Origin of the sequence: Thermococcus sp. GR5 (genome assembly GCF_012027535.1) — an archaeon.
Classification (GTDB): Archaea; Methanobacteriota_B; Thermococci; order Thermococcales; family Thermococcaceae; genus Thermococcus; species Thermococcus onnurineus.
Window position 1 is genome coordinate 154,196 of record NZ_SNUN01000001.1, and the last position, 15,175, is coordinate 169,370.

A 15,175-nucleotide genomic window follows, 5' to 3' on the forward strand; every position below is an offset into this window, starting at 1 on the left:
ATAAATTAAAGGGGACAACACACGGCGATGAACCGCTCCGAACTAATACTATTAGGCATCACGGCGATATGGGGCTTCACGTTTCCAGCTATGAAGGCGAGCCTAGATTACCTTCCCCCAATCCTGTTCCTCGCCTATCGCTTCGGAATCGCCTCGCTCCTCATGCTCATCATCTTCCGCTCCCGCGTCCTCAAAAGGGAGACACTGAAGGAGGGGTTTGTCCTAGGCCTAACCCTCTTCTTCGGCCACGGCTTCCAGATAGTGGGGCTGAAGTACACCACCGCCTCGAACTCGGCCTTCATCACGTCGCTCTACGTCGTCTTCACGCCGTTTATAGCCTACTTCATCCTCGGAGACAGGTTGGGAGGAAGGGACGTTCTTTCCCTGATCATGGCGCTGACCGGCCTTTACCTTATATCTGGGGCCAGTCTAAACTTCAACTACGGCGATCTGCTCACCGTCCTCTGCGCGATAAGCTTCGCTTTCCAGATAGTCCTAGTTCAGCGCTTTGAGAAGAAGGACTATCTCAGCTTGGCTTTCTGGCAGATACTCTGGAACTTCGTTTTCTCGTTAGCTTTTGCTCTGCTCTTTGAGTCCTTAGTTGTTCCAAGAGACCCGATGCCTTGGATGGGCATTCTCTACACGGCGATATTCGCAACGGTTGTGGCCTTCACGCTCCAAGTCAAGTACCAGAGGGACACAAAGGCCCACAGAGCAGCATTGATATATTCCGCTGAGCCTATATTCGGCCACATAGCGGCTTTCCTGACGATAGGCGAGATACTGAGCCCCAAGGGCTACCTCGGTGCGGCGCTGATTATGGCAGGCATATGGAATGAAGTTAGAAAAGAGGCCTGAGAAGTATTTACCAACAAAAAGTTAATAAATTTCAAAGCTATTCTTTGTTGGAGGTTATGGAGATGGTCCACGCATACATTAAGGAAAAGGCCAGAGAGTTCCCAAAGGGGGAGAAGGAGAAGCGCTACAAGTATCTGGGTAAGGAAGTCCTCGATGTCGGAGATCCCGGACTGGACAGCATCCCCGAGTTCTACGGCATAGCCAACGCCATCTGGCGCGACTGGAAGGAGGGAGAGATAAGCACCAAGACTGCACTGGGCAGGCTCGCACTTCTCAAGCTCCTCACGTACAAAACGAAGAACAAGAAAATCCAAGACATCCCCGAGGAAGACCTCGAAGAGGTCAGGAAGTTCATTGACTACGTGATACAGGTCATCAAGAACGAGAGCAGAAGAAAGGGCGAGCCGGAGGAAGAGAGGCAGGTGAAGACGGAGTAAGCCCCTTTCGATTTTCTAATCCTGTCTTTCGACACAAGCCAAGTAAACAAGCCTCGGGAGGACCCCCAATTCTCATCGTGCTCTTCACGTCACCCAGTTCTCCGTGAGGTTTAAATTCTCTAGAGAGATAATCATCACCGCGCCCTCCCCCTCACGCCCCTGGGAGAAGTGACCTGGGGTCGGTCGGGGAGGGCACACTTCTCTCCACTAGTCTCCAGCAAGCCAAAATCAAGAGGGAACGTCTGGAAAATGAGAGACGCGTAGCGCTTCTCATCCAAAAACCTTATAAGGAAAGTTCCCAATTTTGCCCCGATGCCAATGAGGGGGGAGTGTTTTATCCTTCGCTCTGCTCGTTTCGAGTAAGGCCCCTCACTGTTCTGAGCTAGTTAGTTCTAACTTTCCTTTCAAAGACCACAGGGAGGTTTTGAAATGATAAGGGAGCCAGAGTTTAGGGAGTATTCTCCAGGGAAGCTGGAAGAGAAAGTCGAGCGCTTTTGGAAGGAGAACAACGTCTATGAGAAGGTGAAGGCCAGCAGAGCAAACGGCCCGAAGTACTACTTCCTCGACGGGCCGCCCTACGTCAGCGGTGCCATACACCTCGGAACGGCCTGGAACAAGATAATCAAGGACATGGTGATAAGGTTCAGGACCATGCAGGGCTACAACGTTCGCAGGCAGCCGGGCTTCGACATGCACGGACTGCCGATAGAGGTCAAGGTCGAGCAGGCTCTCGGCCTGAAGACCAAGAAGGACATAGAGACCGAGATAGGCGTTGACGAGTTCATAAGGAAGTGTAAGGAGTTCGCCCTCAACAACCTCAAGGTGATGACCGAGCAGTTCAAGATGCTCGGCATATGGATGGACTGGGACAACCCCTACATGACCATAAAGAACGAGTACATAGAATCGGGCTGGTTCACGCTCAAGCGCGCCTGGGAGAAGGGCCTCCTCGAGAAGGACAAGAGGGTTCTGCACTGGTGTCCGCGCTGTGAGACGGCTCTCGCTGAACACGAGGTTCGTGGTGAGTACAAGATAAGGAAGGATCCGAGCATATACGTCAAGTTCCCGGTTGAGGGCAAAGACAACGAGTACCTTCTCATCTGGACAACCACGCCGTGGACTCTTCCGGCCAACCTCGCGGTTGCAGTTCATCCCGAATACGACTACGTCAAGGTCAGGGTCGAGACCGAGAACGGCGAGGAGTACTGGATAGTGGCCAAGGCCTTGGCTGAGAGAGTTCTCAACGAGGCCGGCGTTAAGGGCGAGATCGTCGAGGAGTTCAAGGGTGAAAACCTCGAGGGACTCCGCTACATGCACATACTCATGGAGGAGTACCCAACTCAGAAGGAGTTCCGCGAGAGGTACGAGTGGGTCCACCGCGTTATCCTCGGCGAGCACGTGACGCTTGAGGACGGTACCGGACTGGTTCACACCGCACCGGGCCACGGTGAGGAAGACTTCGAAGTCGGAAGGGAGTACGGCCTTCCGGCATATTCACCAGTTGATGACCAGGGCAGATACGTGGAGGGCAGGTGGAAGGGAGTCTACGTTAAGGACGCCGACCCGGAGATCATAGAACACCTCAAGGAGAAGGGCTACCTCGTCAAGGCCGGAACGATAGAGCACAAGTATCCACACTGCTGGCGCTGTAAGACGCCGCTTATATTCCGCGCCACCGACCAGTGGTTCCTCAAGGTGAGCAAGGTCAAAGACCAGATAATCAAGGAGAACGACGAGAAGGTGACCTGGTACCCCGACTGGGTGAAGGTCAGGTACGACAACGGCGTCATGAACTCCGGAGATTGGGTCATAAGCAGACAGCGCTACTGGGGAATACCCCTGCCGATATGGCAGAGTGAGGACGGCGAAATATACGTCGTTGGAAGCTTTGAGGAGCTTGTCAAGCTTTCCGTGGCCATAGAAGTGAACGGCGAGAGGATAGACCTCCCGGAGGACTACAGCGAGAAGCTCAGGGTCATCGAAGAGAAGCTCGGCCCGGAGGACCTCCACAGGCCCTACGTGGATGCATTCATCATAAAGGTCAACGGCAAGGAGATGCGCCGCGTTAAGGACGTCGTTGACGTCTGGTTTGACAGCGGAATAGCCAGCTGGGCTTCCCTCGACTACCCGAGAAACGAGGAGCTCTTCAAGGAGCTCTGGCCGGCGGACTTCATAGTAGAGGGTGAAGACCAGGTAACCAAGTGGTTCTACTCCCAGCAGGCGGCCAGCGTTATAGCCTTCGACACAGTCCCCTACAGGAAGGTCGCCATGCACGGCTACGTCCTCGATGAAAAGGGAGACAAGATGAGCAAGAGCCTCGGCAACATCATAAGGCCGGAAGAAGTCGTCCAGAAGGAAGGAAGGGATCCCTTCAGGTTCTACATGCTCTGGGCCACCAACCCCTGGGAAAACCTCAAGTTCAGCTGGAAGGGCCTGGCTCAGGTCAAGAGGATGCTCAACATACTATGGAACGTCTACGTTTTGAGCGCCACCTACATGAGCCTGGATAACTTTGACCCGACTAGAGTCAATCCCGAGGAGCTGCCTTTCCGCGAGGAGGACAGGTGGATACTAAGCAGGGTCAACAGCCTCATAGGAGAAGTCACGGAGGGCATAGAGACCTTCAGGCTTACCAAGGCAACGAGGGCGATATACAACTTCGTCGTCGAGGACCTGAGCAGGTGGTACATCAGGCTGATCAGGAAGCGCATGTGGGTTGAAGGCGACGACCCGGACAAGTTAGCCGCCTACTACACCGTCTGGAAGGTCTTCAACGTCCTCCTGAGGCTTATGGCACCCTTCACACCATACATAGCCGAAGAGATATACCAGAACCTCCTCAAGCCGTTCCTCGGCGTTGAGAGCGTCCACATGCTCGACTGGCCGAAGGCAGATGAGAAGACCATTGATGAAGAACTCGAGAAGGAGATGGAAGCCGTAAGGAAGATAGTCGAGGCCGGCTCAGCGGCAAGGCAGAAGGCCAAGATAAAGCTCCGCTACCCGGTTAGGAGAATAATCATAGAGACCGAGGACGAGACCGTAAAGAGGGCTGTCGAGAGGCTCAACAGACTGCTCAGGGATCAGCTCAACGCTAAGGAGGTCGTCGTTGGAAGGGTCGAGCGCGAGCTGATAATAAAGCCGAACTTTGCGAAGGTCGGCCCGGAGTTCAAGGGCGACGCCAGACTTGTCTCCCAGTGGATAGCCGAGCACGGCAGGGAGCTCTACGAGGCCGGCGAGATGGACGTCGAGATAGAGGGCAAGACCTTCCACCTCACAAAGGAGCACTTGACCATAGAGGAGAAGCTCCCGGACTTCTTCGTTGCTGAGGGCTTCGACGGCGGAAGGGTCTTCGTGGACAAGACCCTTACCAGGGAGCTGCTCGCCGAGGGGCTCGCGAGGGAGTTCGTCAGGAGAATACAGGAGATGAGGAAGAGGCTCGACCTCGACGTCAACGACAGGATAATCGTCACCATAGAGACCACCGACGAGAACCGCGAGCTTCTTAGCGAGAACCTCGACTACGTAAAGAGGGAAACCAGAGCCGTTGAGGTAGTCTTTGGAGAAGCAAAGGGCTACGTCGTCGAGTGGCCCGAGGTTCAGGCGAAGATAGGGATTGAGAGGGTGGAGTGAAGGGTCAGCCCTTCAATTTCGTTGCCCCTTTTCATTTCTCTTATTCTCTTTATTGAGGTCTCGTCATCAATATTGAGGCCAGCCCGTAAATCGCTCTGGATAGAGGGCCACAATCACTGACAGGGGCTTTCAGGCGTAGATGCCGTAGGCAACCGCCAAAGCCATGAAGGAAAAGGCAATAGCTTAGTTAGGGTCATCATTCTTTTTGTCCCTAATCAATTCCTGCAGGTATTCTTCAAGTATTTTTCTCTTGTTACCATTTTTCTCACGCGATATCACCTCCCTCCTTGCAATTTCGATAAAAGTCTTTTCTTGAATCCCCTTTGTATGTCTTCGTGAAAGTTTATACCAAGAATACAAGTAATCCAACTGATATTTTTTGAAAATGATTGTTCTAGGCACGTACAGTGTGTAACCGGCAACGAATAGGACGCTAAACAGAAGCGTTAATCTACCCACATTGTCTTCAACGTTTTTGATACCATATACAAAGAGAGGCGAAACTAAAGAAAGGGGAACAAAAAACACCCAACTCTTATATCCTATCAGATCTAGGAGTTTTGGCTTTCTTTTCTTCATATTTCTCACCCCTGACAGTATCCTTCACTGGAACATATATTATATGCTCCATAGGCACATCCAAAGAAAGCTACTGCTGATGAAATCTTCCAGCAAATTGGGGCACAAGTTGCCAAACAGGTCCCGATAGCAAATGGGTTAACTGTCATAAGGCATATCGTTCCGCATATTCCAGTACAACTTGACCACACTCCCGCCTGGCAGATAAATGTAACAACATATGTACAAATTGTACACTTTAACCACTCAGTATATCCGTCCATTACTGTTGTCATTCCTATTGCTTTCCCTTGGTTGTACTCTAGTAGTTTGAGTCTTACCAGGTGTGAGAGGTGCCTCAGCTCGTAGGCACTTCTACCCCAAATCCAGTTGGTCTCATCTCCACGCCTGAGCTTCATGAGAACCTTGTTGAGAGTCCAGTAGTACTCCGAGAGGGTCAAGTTGTCAGCGGTAATAATCGTATCTCCGACGGGGACAACTTTATCCTCATCATTTGGAGCAATGTTCATTACAGTTGAATAGGCCTTATATGCTCCAGTCTTCGGGTCGGTGAATATCCTCGTGACCAGAGTAAAGTTGTACTGACTCCTCTCAGCTTTGTAAACAAGCCCGTACATCGTGTAGTTAAACGTCCCATTGTACAGGCTAATTCCGAAGAACAATAACTGCTCGTGCTTCTTACTAATGTTGTATAAGGTAACCACGGAAACGTTGAGGTTAGCACTCATGTTTGGAGCACTACAAGAGCTTGAGTTATGACAAGCACATGAAGAGTTCGTCAGGTTTGCAAAGTCAATGGTCTTGTTCAGCCAGGTAACATTCATCTGAAGCTTACCCTTGTCATCATACCAGGCAATGACAGTCCTCCTGAAGGTTACGCTGGCGTTGTTCGTGCTCATTGCCATTGCTTGTGGAGTTGCAATCAACTGCAGGCTCAACACCATGAAGACCAAAAACACGCCAAACGTCGCCTTCCTCCAATTCATGGCCACCACTTGGCCGATTGGTCAGGGGATGTAAGCAATCATCGTATATAAACTTTTTCTTTTACAAGTTGTACTAGATAACGTTTTTTTCGTAGGAAATCCAACTTCTAACCATATCAAAACGACAAGAACGAGTCAAAAGAAGCAGGAGTAAAGGAGTGGACGAAAGGATACAAAAGTTCACTCATCATCAAATTTCTACATTCAAGATAAATTCACCACCATAGGTAAAAGCCAGCCCATTGATATTCAATCACAACACGGAGTCCACTCATTCATCCACTCTTCAACTTCCTTCAGCGTTTTTCTAAATTTCTCAACTTCCTCCTCGCTCACCGTCCCAAAGGCAATCATGAGAACGTCAAGGTTACCCTTCTTCCCTTCTCCGAGTTTGGGTAGGCGTTCTTTCTCCCCAGCCATGTTTCAAAATGGAGTTATCAGCTATTTAACGCTTTTGACTCAGCCTCCAACAAACATCCCCCACACCACCTAGAGCTGGGCGATTGCTATGGCAAGCATAACGGGGACGGAGAGCCTTCCAATCTTCCTCGGCGCGTAGAATCCGGCGAGACCGAAGAGAACGTTGAGGCCGGAAAGCTTCAGGAGGCCGTTGAAAACGCGGGTGTTCCTGCCGAAGCGAAAGAAGTAGTCCAAGAACTCCGCGGGATTCCCCGGATTGACGTGGAGGGCGATAAGCCTGACCACTATTAGAATCCCCGTAAAAACGAGAGTGTATAGAATTACAAATTTCAAGAGGGTTTTATCGGGTTCTTTGCCAGTGAGGACTCTGTAAATCGAGAGCGGAAGGATGATAATCCAGATTGCCATCGAAACGCCCACTATAAAGAAGGCAAAGATTACTGCAAAGACTGATGCGGTGCCGATGACTCCCTCCACCAGGTTTCCCGTCATGATTACCGCCGTCGCGAAGAAGCCCCAGAGCATGACGTGCCTGCCGATAATATCCTGGACTTCCTTTGGAAGGTAGCTCCTGCCCCAAGTCTTCTCAAGGATTTCGGGGAGCCGTCTGACGTCCTCGCGGGAGTAGCCGTAGTCCTCAAGGGCCTTTCCAACGAAGTGGGGGGCTGTGAGGAGAAAAATTGCCAAGAGAAGGAGAACTATGAGCAGGTTCACGGCGTTGAGGTTTTCCCTGATTTGAGGGACATAGAGCCACAGGCCCACCCAGAAGGCGATGAGAGTCAGCAAAGGCAGGAGGAAGCTACGGATGAAGTTCCGCGGCATGGCGGTTAATATCCTTCGGGGTAAATAATCTTTTCGAGACCCTAACAACTTATGCCCCCGTAAGTTACTTACGCCTCCAGAACCAACAACACAGAAGAGTAAAAACAGGCTACGGCAGTGGGACCCTCTCGATCTCTATCCTGTCCCACGTGGGGTACTCCTCGACGATGAAGAACCTCACGTCTCCTTCAATCGCCTCGGCCAGCTCGACGGCGACCTCCTCAGGCATCTCTATCCTGCCCTTCTCGCGGTTTACGTAAAGCCACTCCCCGGGAACCTCTGCCTCCTCCACGAGGAGGGTGTAGAGCTCGTCTAAATCCTCGTACTCAGCTATTCCAAAGCGGAGCGTTCCGTCCTCGGTTATCTCCATGTAAGGCTTAGCGACGTTTCTCGCCATCCTTTTCAGCCTGTTCCTGAGCTGAACCGCGTCCTTGAGCTTGGCGGTGCAGAGGTGGTAGCTCAGTGAGGTGCTCCCCTCGCCCCAGCGCAGGATTTCGAGGCCAAGTTCTAAGCTTCCCTTAATCGCCGAACTCTCGTCGCTGATGGGCCGGTACCCCTTATCCAGGAGGTTCCTTAAATTGGTCTCGCTGAACTCCAGCTCGTTGATGTTGAGGAACTTCGCTCCAAGTCCGTCCAAAAACTCCGCGAACCACTTAATCCTCTCACCCTGACCCGGAACGGCGGGAACCTCTCCTCCAACGTCCCAGTCGAAGTCGAATGCGTTCTTTATGTTCTCAATCTCCACCCTGAAGAGCCTTGAGTTCGGGTTGAAGAGATCCGGATGGAAGCGGATTTCATCTAAACCAGCGTCGTAGAGCTTTTCTAGGGCCTTTTTCGTTGTGAGTGCTCCGGTCGTGTAGAGGTGGACATGGAACTTTTCCCCGAACTGCTCCTTTAAGGCTCGAATATATTCGGCGGTTCTGTCTAATCTCGCCAGCGGATCTCCACCGGTGACCCCTGCTCCCCTTGCCTCCTGAATTCTAGCCTCCTCGATAATGTCATCTATCCTCTTAAACGGCCTCTCGTTGGCGTAAACAACATCCTCCCTCCTCCAAGGGCTCAGCGGGCAGTAGAAGCAGTCCCTCGGGCATGCACCTGTTGTGAAGAGGACGAGCTTCTCTCCCCTAACGCACATCTGACAGCCCTTCGGCAGTTCTCTCACGGCGTATGAAAAGTAAGGGGTCTCCCACATCCAAATCCCTCCAGCTCTCGCTAACACAACCAGAGGAGCAGGCCTTAAAAAGGTTGGTAGCCAAAAATGGGAAGGTGTGAAAATGAAGGAAAGACCCAAGACACTGCCGCCGACACTAAGGGATAAGCACCGCTATATTGCCTTTCAGGTCATCGGTGAGAGAACCTTCACAAAGGACGAGATAAAGAGGGCTATCTGGGAGGCAAGCCTCTCGACCCTTGGGACGCTCGGCTCCGCTCGGGCCAAGCCCTGGTTCATAAAGTTCGACGAGAAGAGTCAGACCGGTATAGTCCGTGTTGATAGAAAGCACGTGGAGGAGCTCCGCTTCGCCCTGGCGCTCGTCACCCACATAAACGGTTCTAAGGCAATTTTCAGGACTCTCGGCGTTTCTGGGACGATAAAGAGACTGAAGAGAAAGTTTCTGAGTGAATTCGGATGGAAATAAATTTTGAAAAAGAAAGAAGTTCTCAAAGTTCATCCCTGAGCAACAATGGTTATTGTGTCGCCCGCACTAAAGCCGCTGTCGTCTCCAAGGCTCGAGCCAGGCAGTGGTATGTCTGAACCATACTCGGTATCCTGCCACAGGCCAACGAGATAGTTGGTTCCGCTGTATGAGTTGATATTCGGATAGATCTGGGTGAGGAAGTAGTAGGCTCCAGCGGCAGTACTGTCAGCGTCCGTCCCGTATATCGTCACCACAAGGGCACCGGTTGTTCTATCATTGAAGAGTTGGATAACGAAGTAGCCCTCTGTGACGTTCCACCAAGGGGTCGGGGCTGTCCACGTGAAGTTACCCTGTGGGGAAACTATGGTTATCGTTCTGCCATCAATAGCCATGTGGACGAGGGCTATATTGTCATATTTTGCTGTTATTGAATTAACTAGAGGTCCACCAACGGAGACAACAACATCATTGGCCGTTACGGTGCTCATGTTAAACTCGTCGACTGATCTCGAAACCGTCCTAGTGGCCAAGGGTATCGTGCGTGAGACATACTGGGCCGTAGAGAATGCATCAGGGGTTCCAAGGTTATTGAAAACGAAGTAAACCGCACTGGCGTTCTGAACGGCATCATCATATGAACCAATATCGCCGTACTGGAGTCCAATATAGTTCAAGACTTCTCCGACAGTTACAGTGTTAACGTGCTTCGGCTCGACGGAACCCGGAACGTATCCATACCAGGCAGCGTAGAACCAAGCAGTGTAGTCGTCAATCCAAACGCTTGAGATACCGCTCGCACCCCATTCGCCGGTGTAGATATTCCACTCATAGTTACTCGGAGGATTGGCAAAGACAACCGAACTCGCCTGAATCCTGTCCCACAGGAGTCTGTCAACCTTGAAACCAAGGTACTTCTCAATCAGATCGGCGACGTAAAGGCCAATCTCCTTCCTTTCGTCCTCAATACGAATGATGAACTTAACTGTAACCGGCTGGCCGTCGAAGTACCAGTAACCATCGGTACCCTTTTCAAGAGTGTGACCGTACTTAGCAACCTGCTGGGCTGCTCCTGCCATGGCACTATCAACAATGCTAATGGCGTACTGAAGGTTCCCCTCTTGAGTAAGTCCCAAGATTCTGTAAACGGGCTCGAAGTACTTGTTGGCCGGGTGGCTGGGTCTTATACAGCCGAGCATTGGAGCACCGCTACCCTGGTAGATGTTCTGGACGATGTACTCCCTGCTGAGGAGATAGTTCATGGCAAACCTAACTTCCCTGACGGCAAACGGGTTGAAGTAAACCTTGTCACCAACGGTAACGATCGGAGCATCCTTGTCCGGGTCATGCCAAGTGTTGAAAGTCAGCTCATTGTACGAGCTGGCACTCTTGTACAGGTTAAGGTTAGCCAGAACATCAGTACCGAAGTTGGAATACCAGCTCTTAGTGAATCTGAAGAGGCCGACGTCATAGGCACCCTGAGAAATATTGAGAACAGCACCATTCACGTCCTGGGTGCCATAAAACTCTATTACGCTGGAGTTTCCATCCCTTGGGAGGGTGTCTGTATAAACGGCTCTTGAACCATCGAACTTCTCGAGTTTGAGATAGAGGCTGTCCGGCGAGTACGCAGCGAGAAGGTATGGACCGTTACTTATGACGAGATGTCCGCGTTCATTGTAGAATTGCAGATCCGCGTTTATCCTGGAAACCATAGCTGTCCAGTTAATGCCTGGAAAAGTTTTCACAACGTTACCTACAGAGATAGCATCCATAATTGCAGCCAGATCAGAAGTATGGGTGCCGTTGAGAAGGTCGAGCCAGAGGACGCCCTCACCACTGCTGCTGAAGGAGTAGGTCTTGTCAATGCCATAGTCCTTGCTCCTAGCGACAAGCTCACCCATTGCCCAGTAGAGCTCCCACGGCATCTGGGGGTAGAAATAGTCCACGTAGTTCTTGGCAGTTAGGTCATCAGCGAGCGGGTGCTTGTAAGTACCGTAAACCACATAACCATCATCAGTCCACTGGAATCCAAGAACCGAATCGAGAGCATAACGGACACTACCTAGGTTCTGGTCGAAATACGTGTCGTTGGCATTGTCCTTGTAGGCCCAGGTGTAAAGGAATGCAACGTAGTACTTAATATCATCGACGTTACCGTTGACTCCATTGTGCCAGGTGCCAATGTCACAGTGAACGGTAACTTTAACAGAAGCCGTCTGACCAGCGTTCTTAGAAATCCAGCCCTGTGTCTGGTTGTAGATAACTGCATCTGAAGGGACGACAAAGTCGCCTCTTTCAACGGTCCAGGTGCACCTGTAGGGAGCATAAATGCCCTCAAAGTTTGTAGAACCTCCAAAGTCCCTGATTAGGTTCCAGACCCTGATGCTGTAAACGTCGCTCAGACCGCCAACTGGGTTGAATGCACTCATGAACATTGTGCCGCTCACAGGGGTTATCTGAACTACCCTGAGAGCCCCATCGGGAGTAACTGCCGACATAAGGCTCCAGCGATTGTCGATTCCTCCTGAGGAATCGACAAGGATGTTGCTAACCCTGTTCTTGTTGGCGGGATAGAACTCCCACAGCTCAGCAAGAAATATCCTCGCACTCTCTGAGATTCCCATGAGCATGCTAATCTTCTGAAGGTCCCAGTACTGGGAGACGTCCGTTATCCATATCGTATTGGACAGTCCCCCCGCCCCTATCTGGGCTACGAGACTACCGTTTATGCCGACGAAAGTGCTCTCGAGAGTGAGGATCACTCTCCCATCACCAAAAACATCCACTGGAACATTTTTATCCAGAACAATCTGGCCGCTCTCCTGACCGGTGACGGTGTTCTTGACGGTGACGAGGGCCTTCTGGTCTATGATGCTTATGTCAAGGACGGTAACAATCCAGTCGGTACCCTCAATAGCCTGCGGCTGACCAATGTAATACCACGCCGAACCGTAGTCCACTATGGTAGTGTTCGGGATCAGCGTAGCATTTATATGAGAGATTCCCTCAACAGCGTTTTTATTGATGGAGAAATAAGTTAACAAGTAAGTGATTTCCTCCTCAGTCCAATTGAGCACCGGGCCCAATCTATCGGGGCTCGTGTAGTACTTGACTTCGATACCACTGAGAACATAAAACCCACTTTTCTCATTGGTGTACGCTTGTACTGGCTGAACGTGAAGCATACCAAGTGCCACTAGGAATGCAACCAATACTGCCAAACTTCGTTTCATAGTTCTCCCCCCAACAACATAGTGGCAAGTTCTTAATAACATCTAAGAGTATAATTTAAAAGTGTTTTCTATTCAGATTTTGTTAACCATCATAAAAAGTTAGTGAAAAGAGTAGAGAACAAAAATGTTCATCTTATAAAAGACATGGCTTTGTCAACCCTCCCCTCGTAAACCCTCACATATCGCTCGCACGCTTTCTCCCAGCTGAAGTCCTCCCTGGCCCGCTTTTTCCCGTTCTCTCTGAGTCTCTCCAGGGTCTCATCGTCGAGCTCCTTGGCCCATATCATCGCCCTCGCTAGGGCAAAAGCATCCCTTGGAGGAACGAGCATCCCTGTCGCACGCTCTGGATCACTGCTGAGGCCTATTATCGTGTCCTTTAATCCCCCAACAGCGGAAGCTATTGGAACGGCACCAAGGCACATTGCCTCGAGCTGAACCAGACCGAAAGGCTCGAAGTACGACGGGATTACAACAAAGTCCACGGAACCGTAGAGCTCCCTAACGACCTCTCTGCTGAGAAGTTTGGTAATTGTCCTCACGTTCTCAGGGAAACGGTTTTCCATGGCCCTTGCCCACGCTCCCAGCTCCGGATCCCCCTTGCCGATGATGATGAACCTCATTTCACTGAAAGAGGGGTCAGTAGAGAGGAGCTCTATCGCATACAGCAGGGTGTCCACACCCTTCTGTGCCTTATCAAAACGCCCTATGAACATAAAGGTCTTTCCGTCGCTTAATCCAAGGTCCTCAAGAATCCTCCTCCTGCGCTCTTCCCTAGGAAGATCTCCCGTCTCTATCAGCTCCTCGTTCCAGAAGGAGCAGTCTATACCGTTGAAGATGTGCGTAACTTTGCCCTCGAAGAGCCCGAAGAAGTCCCATTCCTCCCATAGGTAGCTCCTGCTGACGGTCGTTACTGCGTCGGCTATGTAAGCCGCGGTATGTTCGGGGTCGATGTCCGGGTAGGGGACGAGCTCACTGAGGTGGGCTTCGTGGAAATAGTGGGCGGGAACCTTGGCCTTGTTGAGCCTGTGGACGGTGAAGACACTCCTCAGGCCAAAGTACTTCCTAAGGAGGCCAAGAGCGAAGACCGTGTGCCAGTCGTGGGCGTGGACAACGTCAGGCTTGAATTCGCCGATAAGCTCGTTCAAGAGCCCAACGCTGGCCTTGCCGAAAAGAACGGATTTTTTGAGCAGGCCGTTCCAACCCGGGCCATAAACGTCAGAGCTGTCAAGAACACCACCGCCAAGAGAATAAACCACGACACCATTCTGCTCTCTCTTTTTTACAGTTACCTCCACTCTCTCCCCAAAGGCTGAAACCCTAAAGGCTGTGAAAGGCTCGCCAAGGTCTTTTCCGTGGCTCGGGGTAAAAACAGCCACTTCATGGCCCAGATTCGAGAGGCCCTCGGCTATGCTGGTTACGGCTTCGGCCAAGCCCCCAACTTTCACGGGCAGGTACTCAAATCCCAATATCAGAATCCGCATTGCGGCCATCTCCTTTTAAAATAGGGAAAGAGCGAAAAATCACTCCAGAAGGATGAACTTCTCGCCCTCAACGTCCTCGAAGTAGCTCCCGATTCCGCCAACCTTCCATTCCTTGCCACTAGCCTTGACCGTAACGTTGGCCATAAGCGGCGTGTACTCGTACTCAACTATTTCCCCGTCAAGGGTCACGGGCTCCTTCGTCTCGACGAGCCTGCCGATGACTTCAGCCCTCCTGGGAAGCTCTGTAAACTTCAAGACAGTTATGAGAGTTCTGATGTTCACAAACGATAGTGGCTTGGGCAGCTTATCGTAGTTAAGGGGCTTTATGATCTCACTGTTGTCGAGGTATATGGTGTAGAACCAGTGCATGTAGTTCTGGATGATCTTTGGACTCTTGGCCCAGAAGGAGTAGAACTTCTCGCGCCTCTTGTCTCTCGGCAGAGCACCGAAGAAGAGCGCATAGTCGATGTCCCCGATTATCCAGCTGGCCATGAGCCAGGGGGCGCCGCCGGTTTTCGCCAGGATGATGTTGTCGGCGTTAAGCCACTCCGGAATCTCCTCGAAGTTGCTAATTATGACGAATATTATGTCTTTCCGGCGCTTTATCTCATCCTTCAAAAGGCGAAGGAACTCAAACGGAGCGTTTATCAGAACCTCGTGTTTGGCTGTCCTGATGACGTACTCCGCTCTCTCAACGGTGTTCTCAAAGCCTTGAATCGTCCATATCTCAGGCAGTCCCTCTCCGTGAACCTGGCGGTAGAGCTCAAGGAAGGCTGCCTTCAGGTTCTCCAAGTCCTCTATGAACTCCTCCTTTATCTTCTCAAGGACAACTTCAGGATTGACCGGTTTGTAGAGTCTCGGGGCGCCGTGCATCACGTCAACGAACCCCTTTCTGTGAAGGGAGCTCAGAACGTCATAAACCCTCGTGTGGGGGATTCCACTCTCCTTTGTTATGTCCGTGGCCTTGCTGGGGCCAAGCTTGAGGAGGGTTATGTAAGCTAAGCTCTCGTATTTAGTCAAGCCGAGCTTCTGGAGCTTTTCGATAATTTCCTCTTCCTTCATTTTCAGACCTCCAACTTTTTAAGTTCACTA

The 15,175-nt window shown here is 51.2% G+C and carries 12 protein-coding genes; 4 read left to right on the forward strand and 8 right to left on the reverse strand.

Annotated features, from left to right (window positions below; translation table 11 throughout):
* The first annotated feature begins 27 nt into the window (after positions 1–27).
* The 3 genes from E3E33_RS00760 (at position 28) to ileS (ending at position 4,925) form a co-directional block, all read left to right on the forward strand.
* Positions 28–858 carry a DMT family transporter gene (locus E3E33_RS00760; RefSeq protein ID WP_012572767.1) on the forward strand — a complete coding sequence of 277 codons (831 nt, stop codon included), beginning with the start codon at positions 28–30 and terminating at the stop codon, positions 856–858.
* Between the two features lie 62 nt (positions 859–920).
* On the forward strand, positions 921–1,295 hold the full coding sequence (locus tag E3E33_RS00765) for a hypothetical protein (protein ID WP_167711451.1): 375 nt from the start codon (positions 921–923) through the stop codon (positions 1,293–1,295).
* A gap of 429 nt (positions 1,296–1,724) precedes the next feature.
* Positions 1,725–4,925, forward strand: a complete 3,201-nt coding sequence (gene ileS, locus E3E33_RS00770; protein ID WP_167711406.1) for an isoleucine--tRNA ligase — start codon at positions 1,725–1,727, stop codon at positions 4,923–4,925.
* 183 nt (positions 4,926–5,108) lie between these two features.
* Here the strand turns inward: ileS and E3E33_RS00775 are convergent, their stop codons facing one another.
* From E3E33_RS00775 to E3E33_RS00795, 5 genes are all read right to left on the reverse strand, one after another.
* The gene (locus tag E3E33_RS00775) at positions 5,109–5,504 is read right to left on the reverse strand and encodes a hypothetical protein (RefSeq protein WP_167711407.1); all 396 of its coding nucleotides are present in this window, start codon (positions 5,502–5,504) and stop codon (positions 5,109–5,111) included.
* A gap of 5 nt (positions 5,505–5,509) precedes the next feature.
* Positions 5,510–6,490 carry a halocin C8-like domain-containing protein gene (locus E3E33_RS00780; RefSeq protein ID WP_167711408.1) on the reverse strand — a complete coding sequence of 327 codons (981 nt, stop codon included), beginning with the start codon at positions 6,488–6,490 and terminating at the stop codon, positions 5,510–5,512.
* Positions 6,491–6,739: 249 nt separating this feature from the next.
* A complete protein-coding gene (locus E3E33_RS00785; RefSeq protein ID WP_167711409.1) occupies positions 6,740–6,910 on the reverse strand; it encodes an antitoxin VapB family protein in 171 nt (56 codons plus the stop codon).
* Between the two features lie 69 nt (positions 6,911–6,979).
* Positions 6,980–7,732 (reverse strand): hypothetical protein, encoded by a 753-nt coding sequence (locus tag E3E33_RS00790; protein WP_167711410.1) that lies wholly within the window; start codon positions 7,730–7,732, stop codon positions 6,980–6,982.
* 109 nt (positions 7,733–7,841) lie between these two features.
* Positions 7,842–8,924, reverse strand: coding sequence for a radical SAM protein (locus tag E3E33_RS00795; protein ID WP_167711452.1), 1,083 nt, complete (start codon positions 8,922–8,924; stop codon positions 7,842–7,844).
* Between the two features lie 82 nt (positions 8,925–9,006).
* Here E3E33_RS00795 and E3E33_RS00800 point away from each other — a divergent pair, with 82 nt between their 5' ends.
* Positions 9,007–9,369 (forward strand): ribonuclease P protein component 2, encoded by a 363-nt coding sequence (locus tag E3E33_RS00800; protein WP_167711411.1) that lies wholly within the window; start codon positions 9,007–9,009, stop codon positions 9,367–9,369.
* Between the two features lie 29 nt (positions 9,370–9,398).
* Here the strand turns inward: E3E33_RS00800 and E3E33_RS00805 are convergent, their stop codons facing one another.
* The 3 genes from E3E33_RS00805 to trmBL1 all read right to left on the reverse strand — a co-directional run bounded on the left by E3E33_RS00805 (position 9,399) and on the right by trmBL1 (position 15,145).
* Positions 9,399–12,602 (reverse strand): ABC transporter substrate-binding protein, encoded by a 3,204-nt coding sequence (locus E3E33_RS00805; protein ID WP_240911982.1) that lies wholly within the window; start codon positions 12,600–12,602, stop codon positions 9,399–9,401.
* Positions 12,603–12,730: 128 nt separating this feature from the next.
* Positions 12,731–14,083, reverse strand: a complete 1,353-nt coding sequence (locus E3E33_RS00815; protein ID WP_167711454.1) for a glycogen synthase — start codon at positions 14,081–14,083, stop codon at positions 12,731–12,733.
* Positions 14,084–14,122: 39 nt separating this feature from the next.
* Positions 14,123–15,145, reverse strand: a complete 1,023-nt coding sequence (gene trmBL1, locus E3E33_RS00820) for an HTH-type sugar sensing transcriptional regulator TrmBL1 (protein WP_167711412.1) — start codon at positions 15,143–15,145, stop codon at positions 14,123–14,125.
* Positions 15,146–15,175 lie beyond the last annotated feature (30 nt).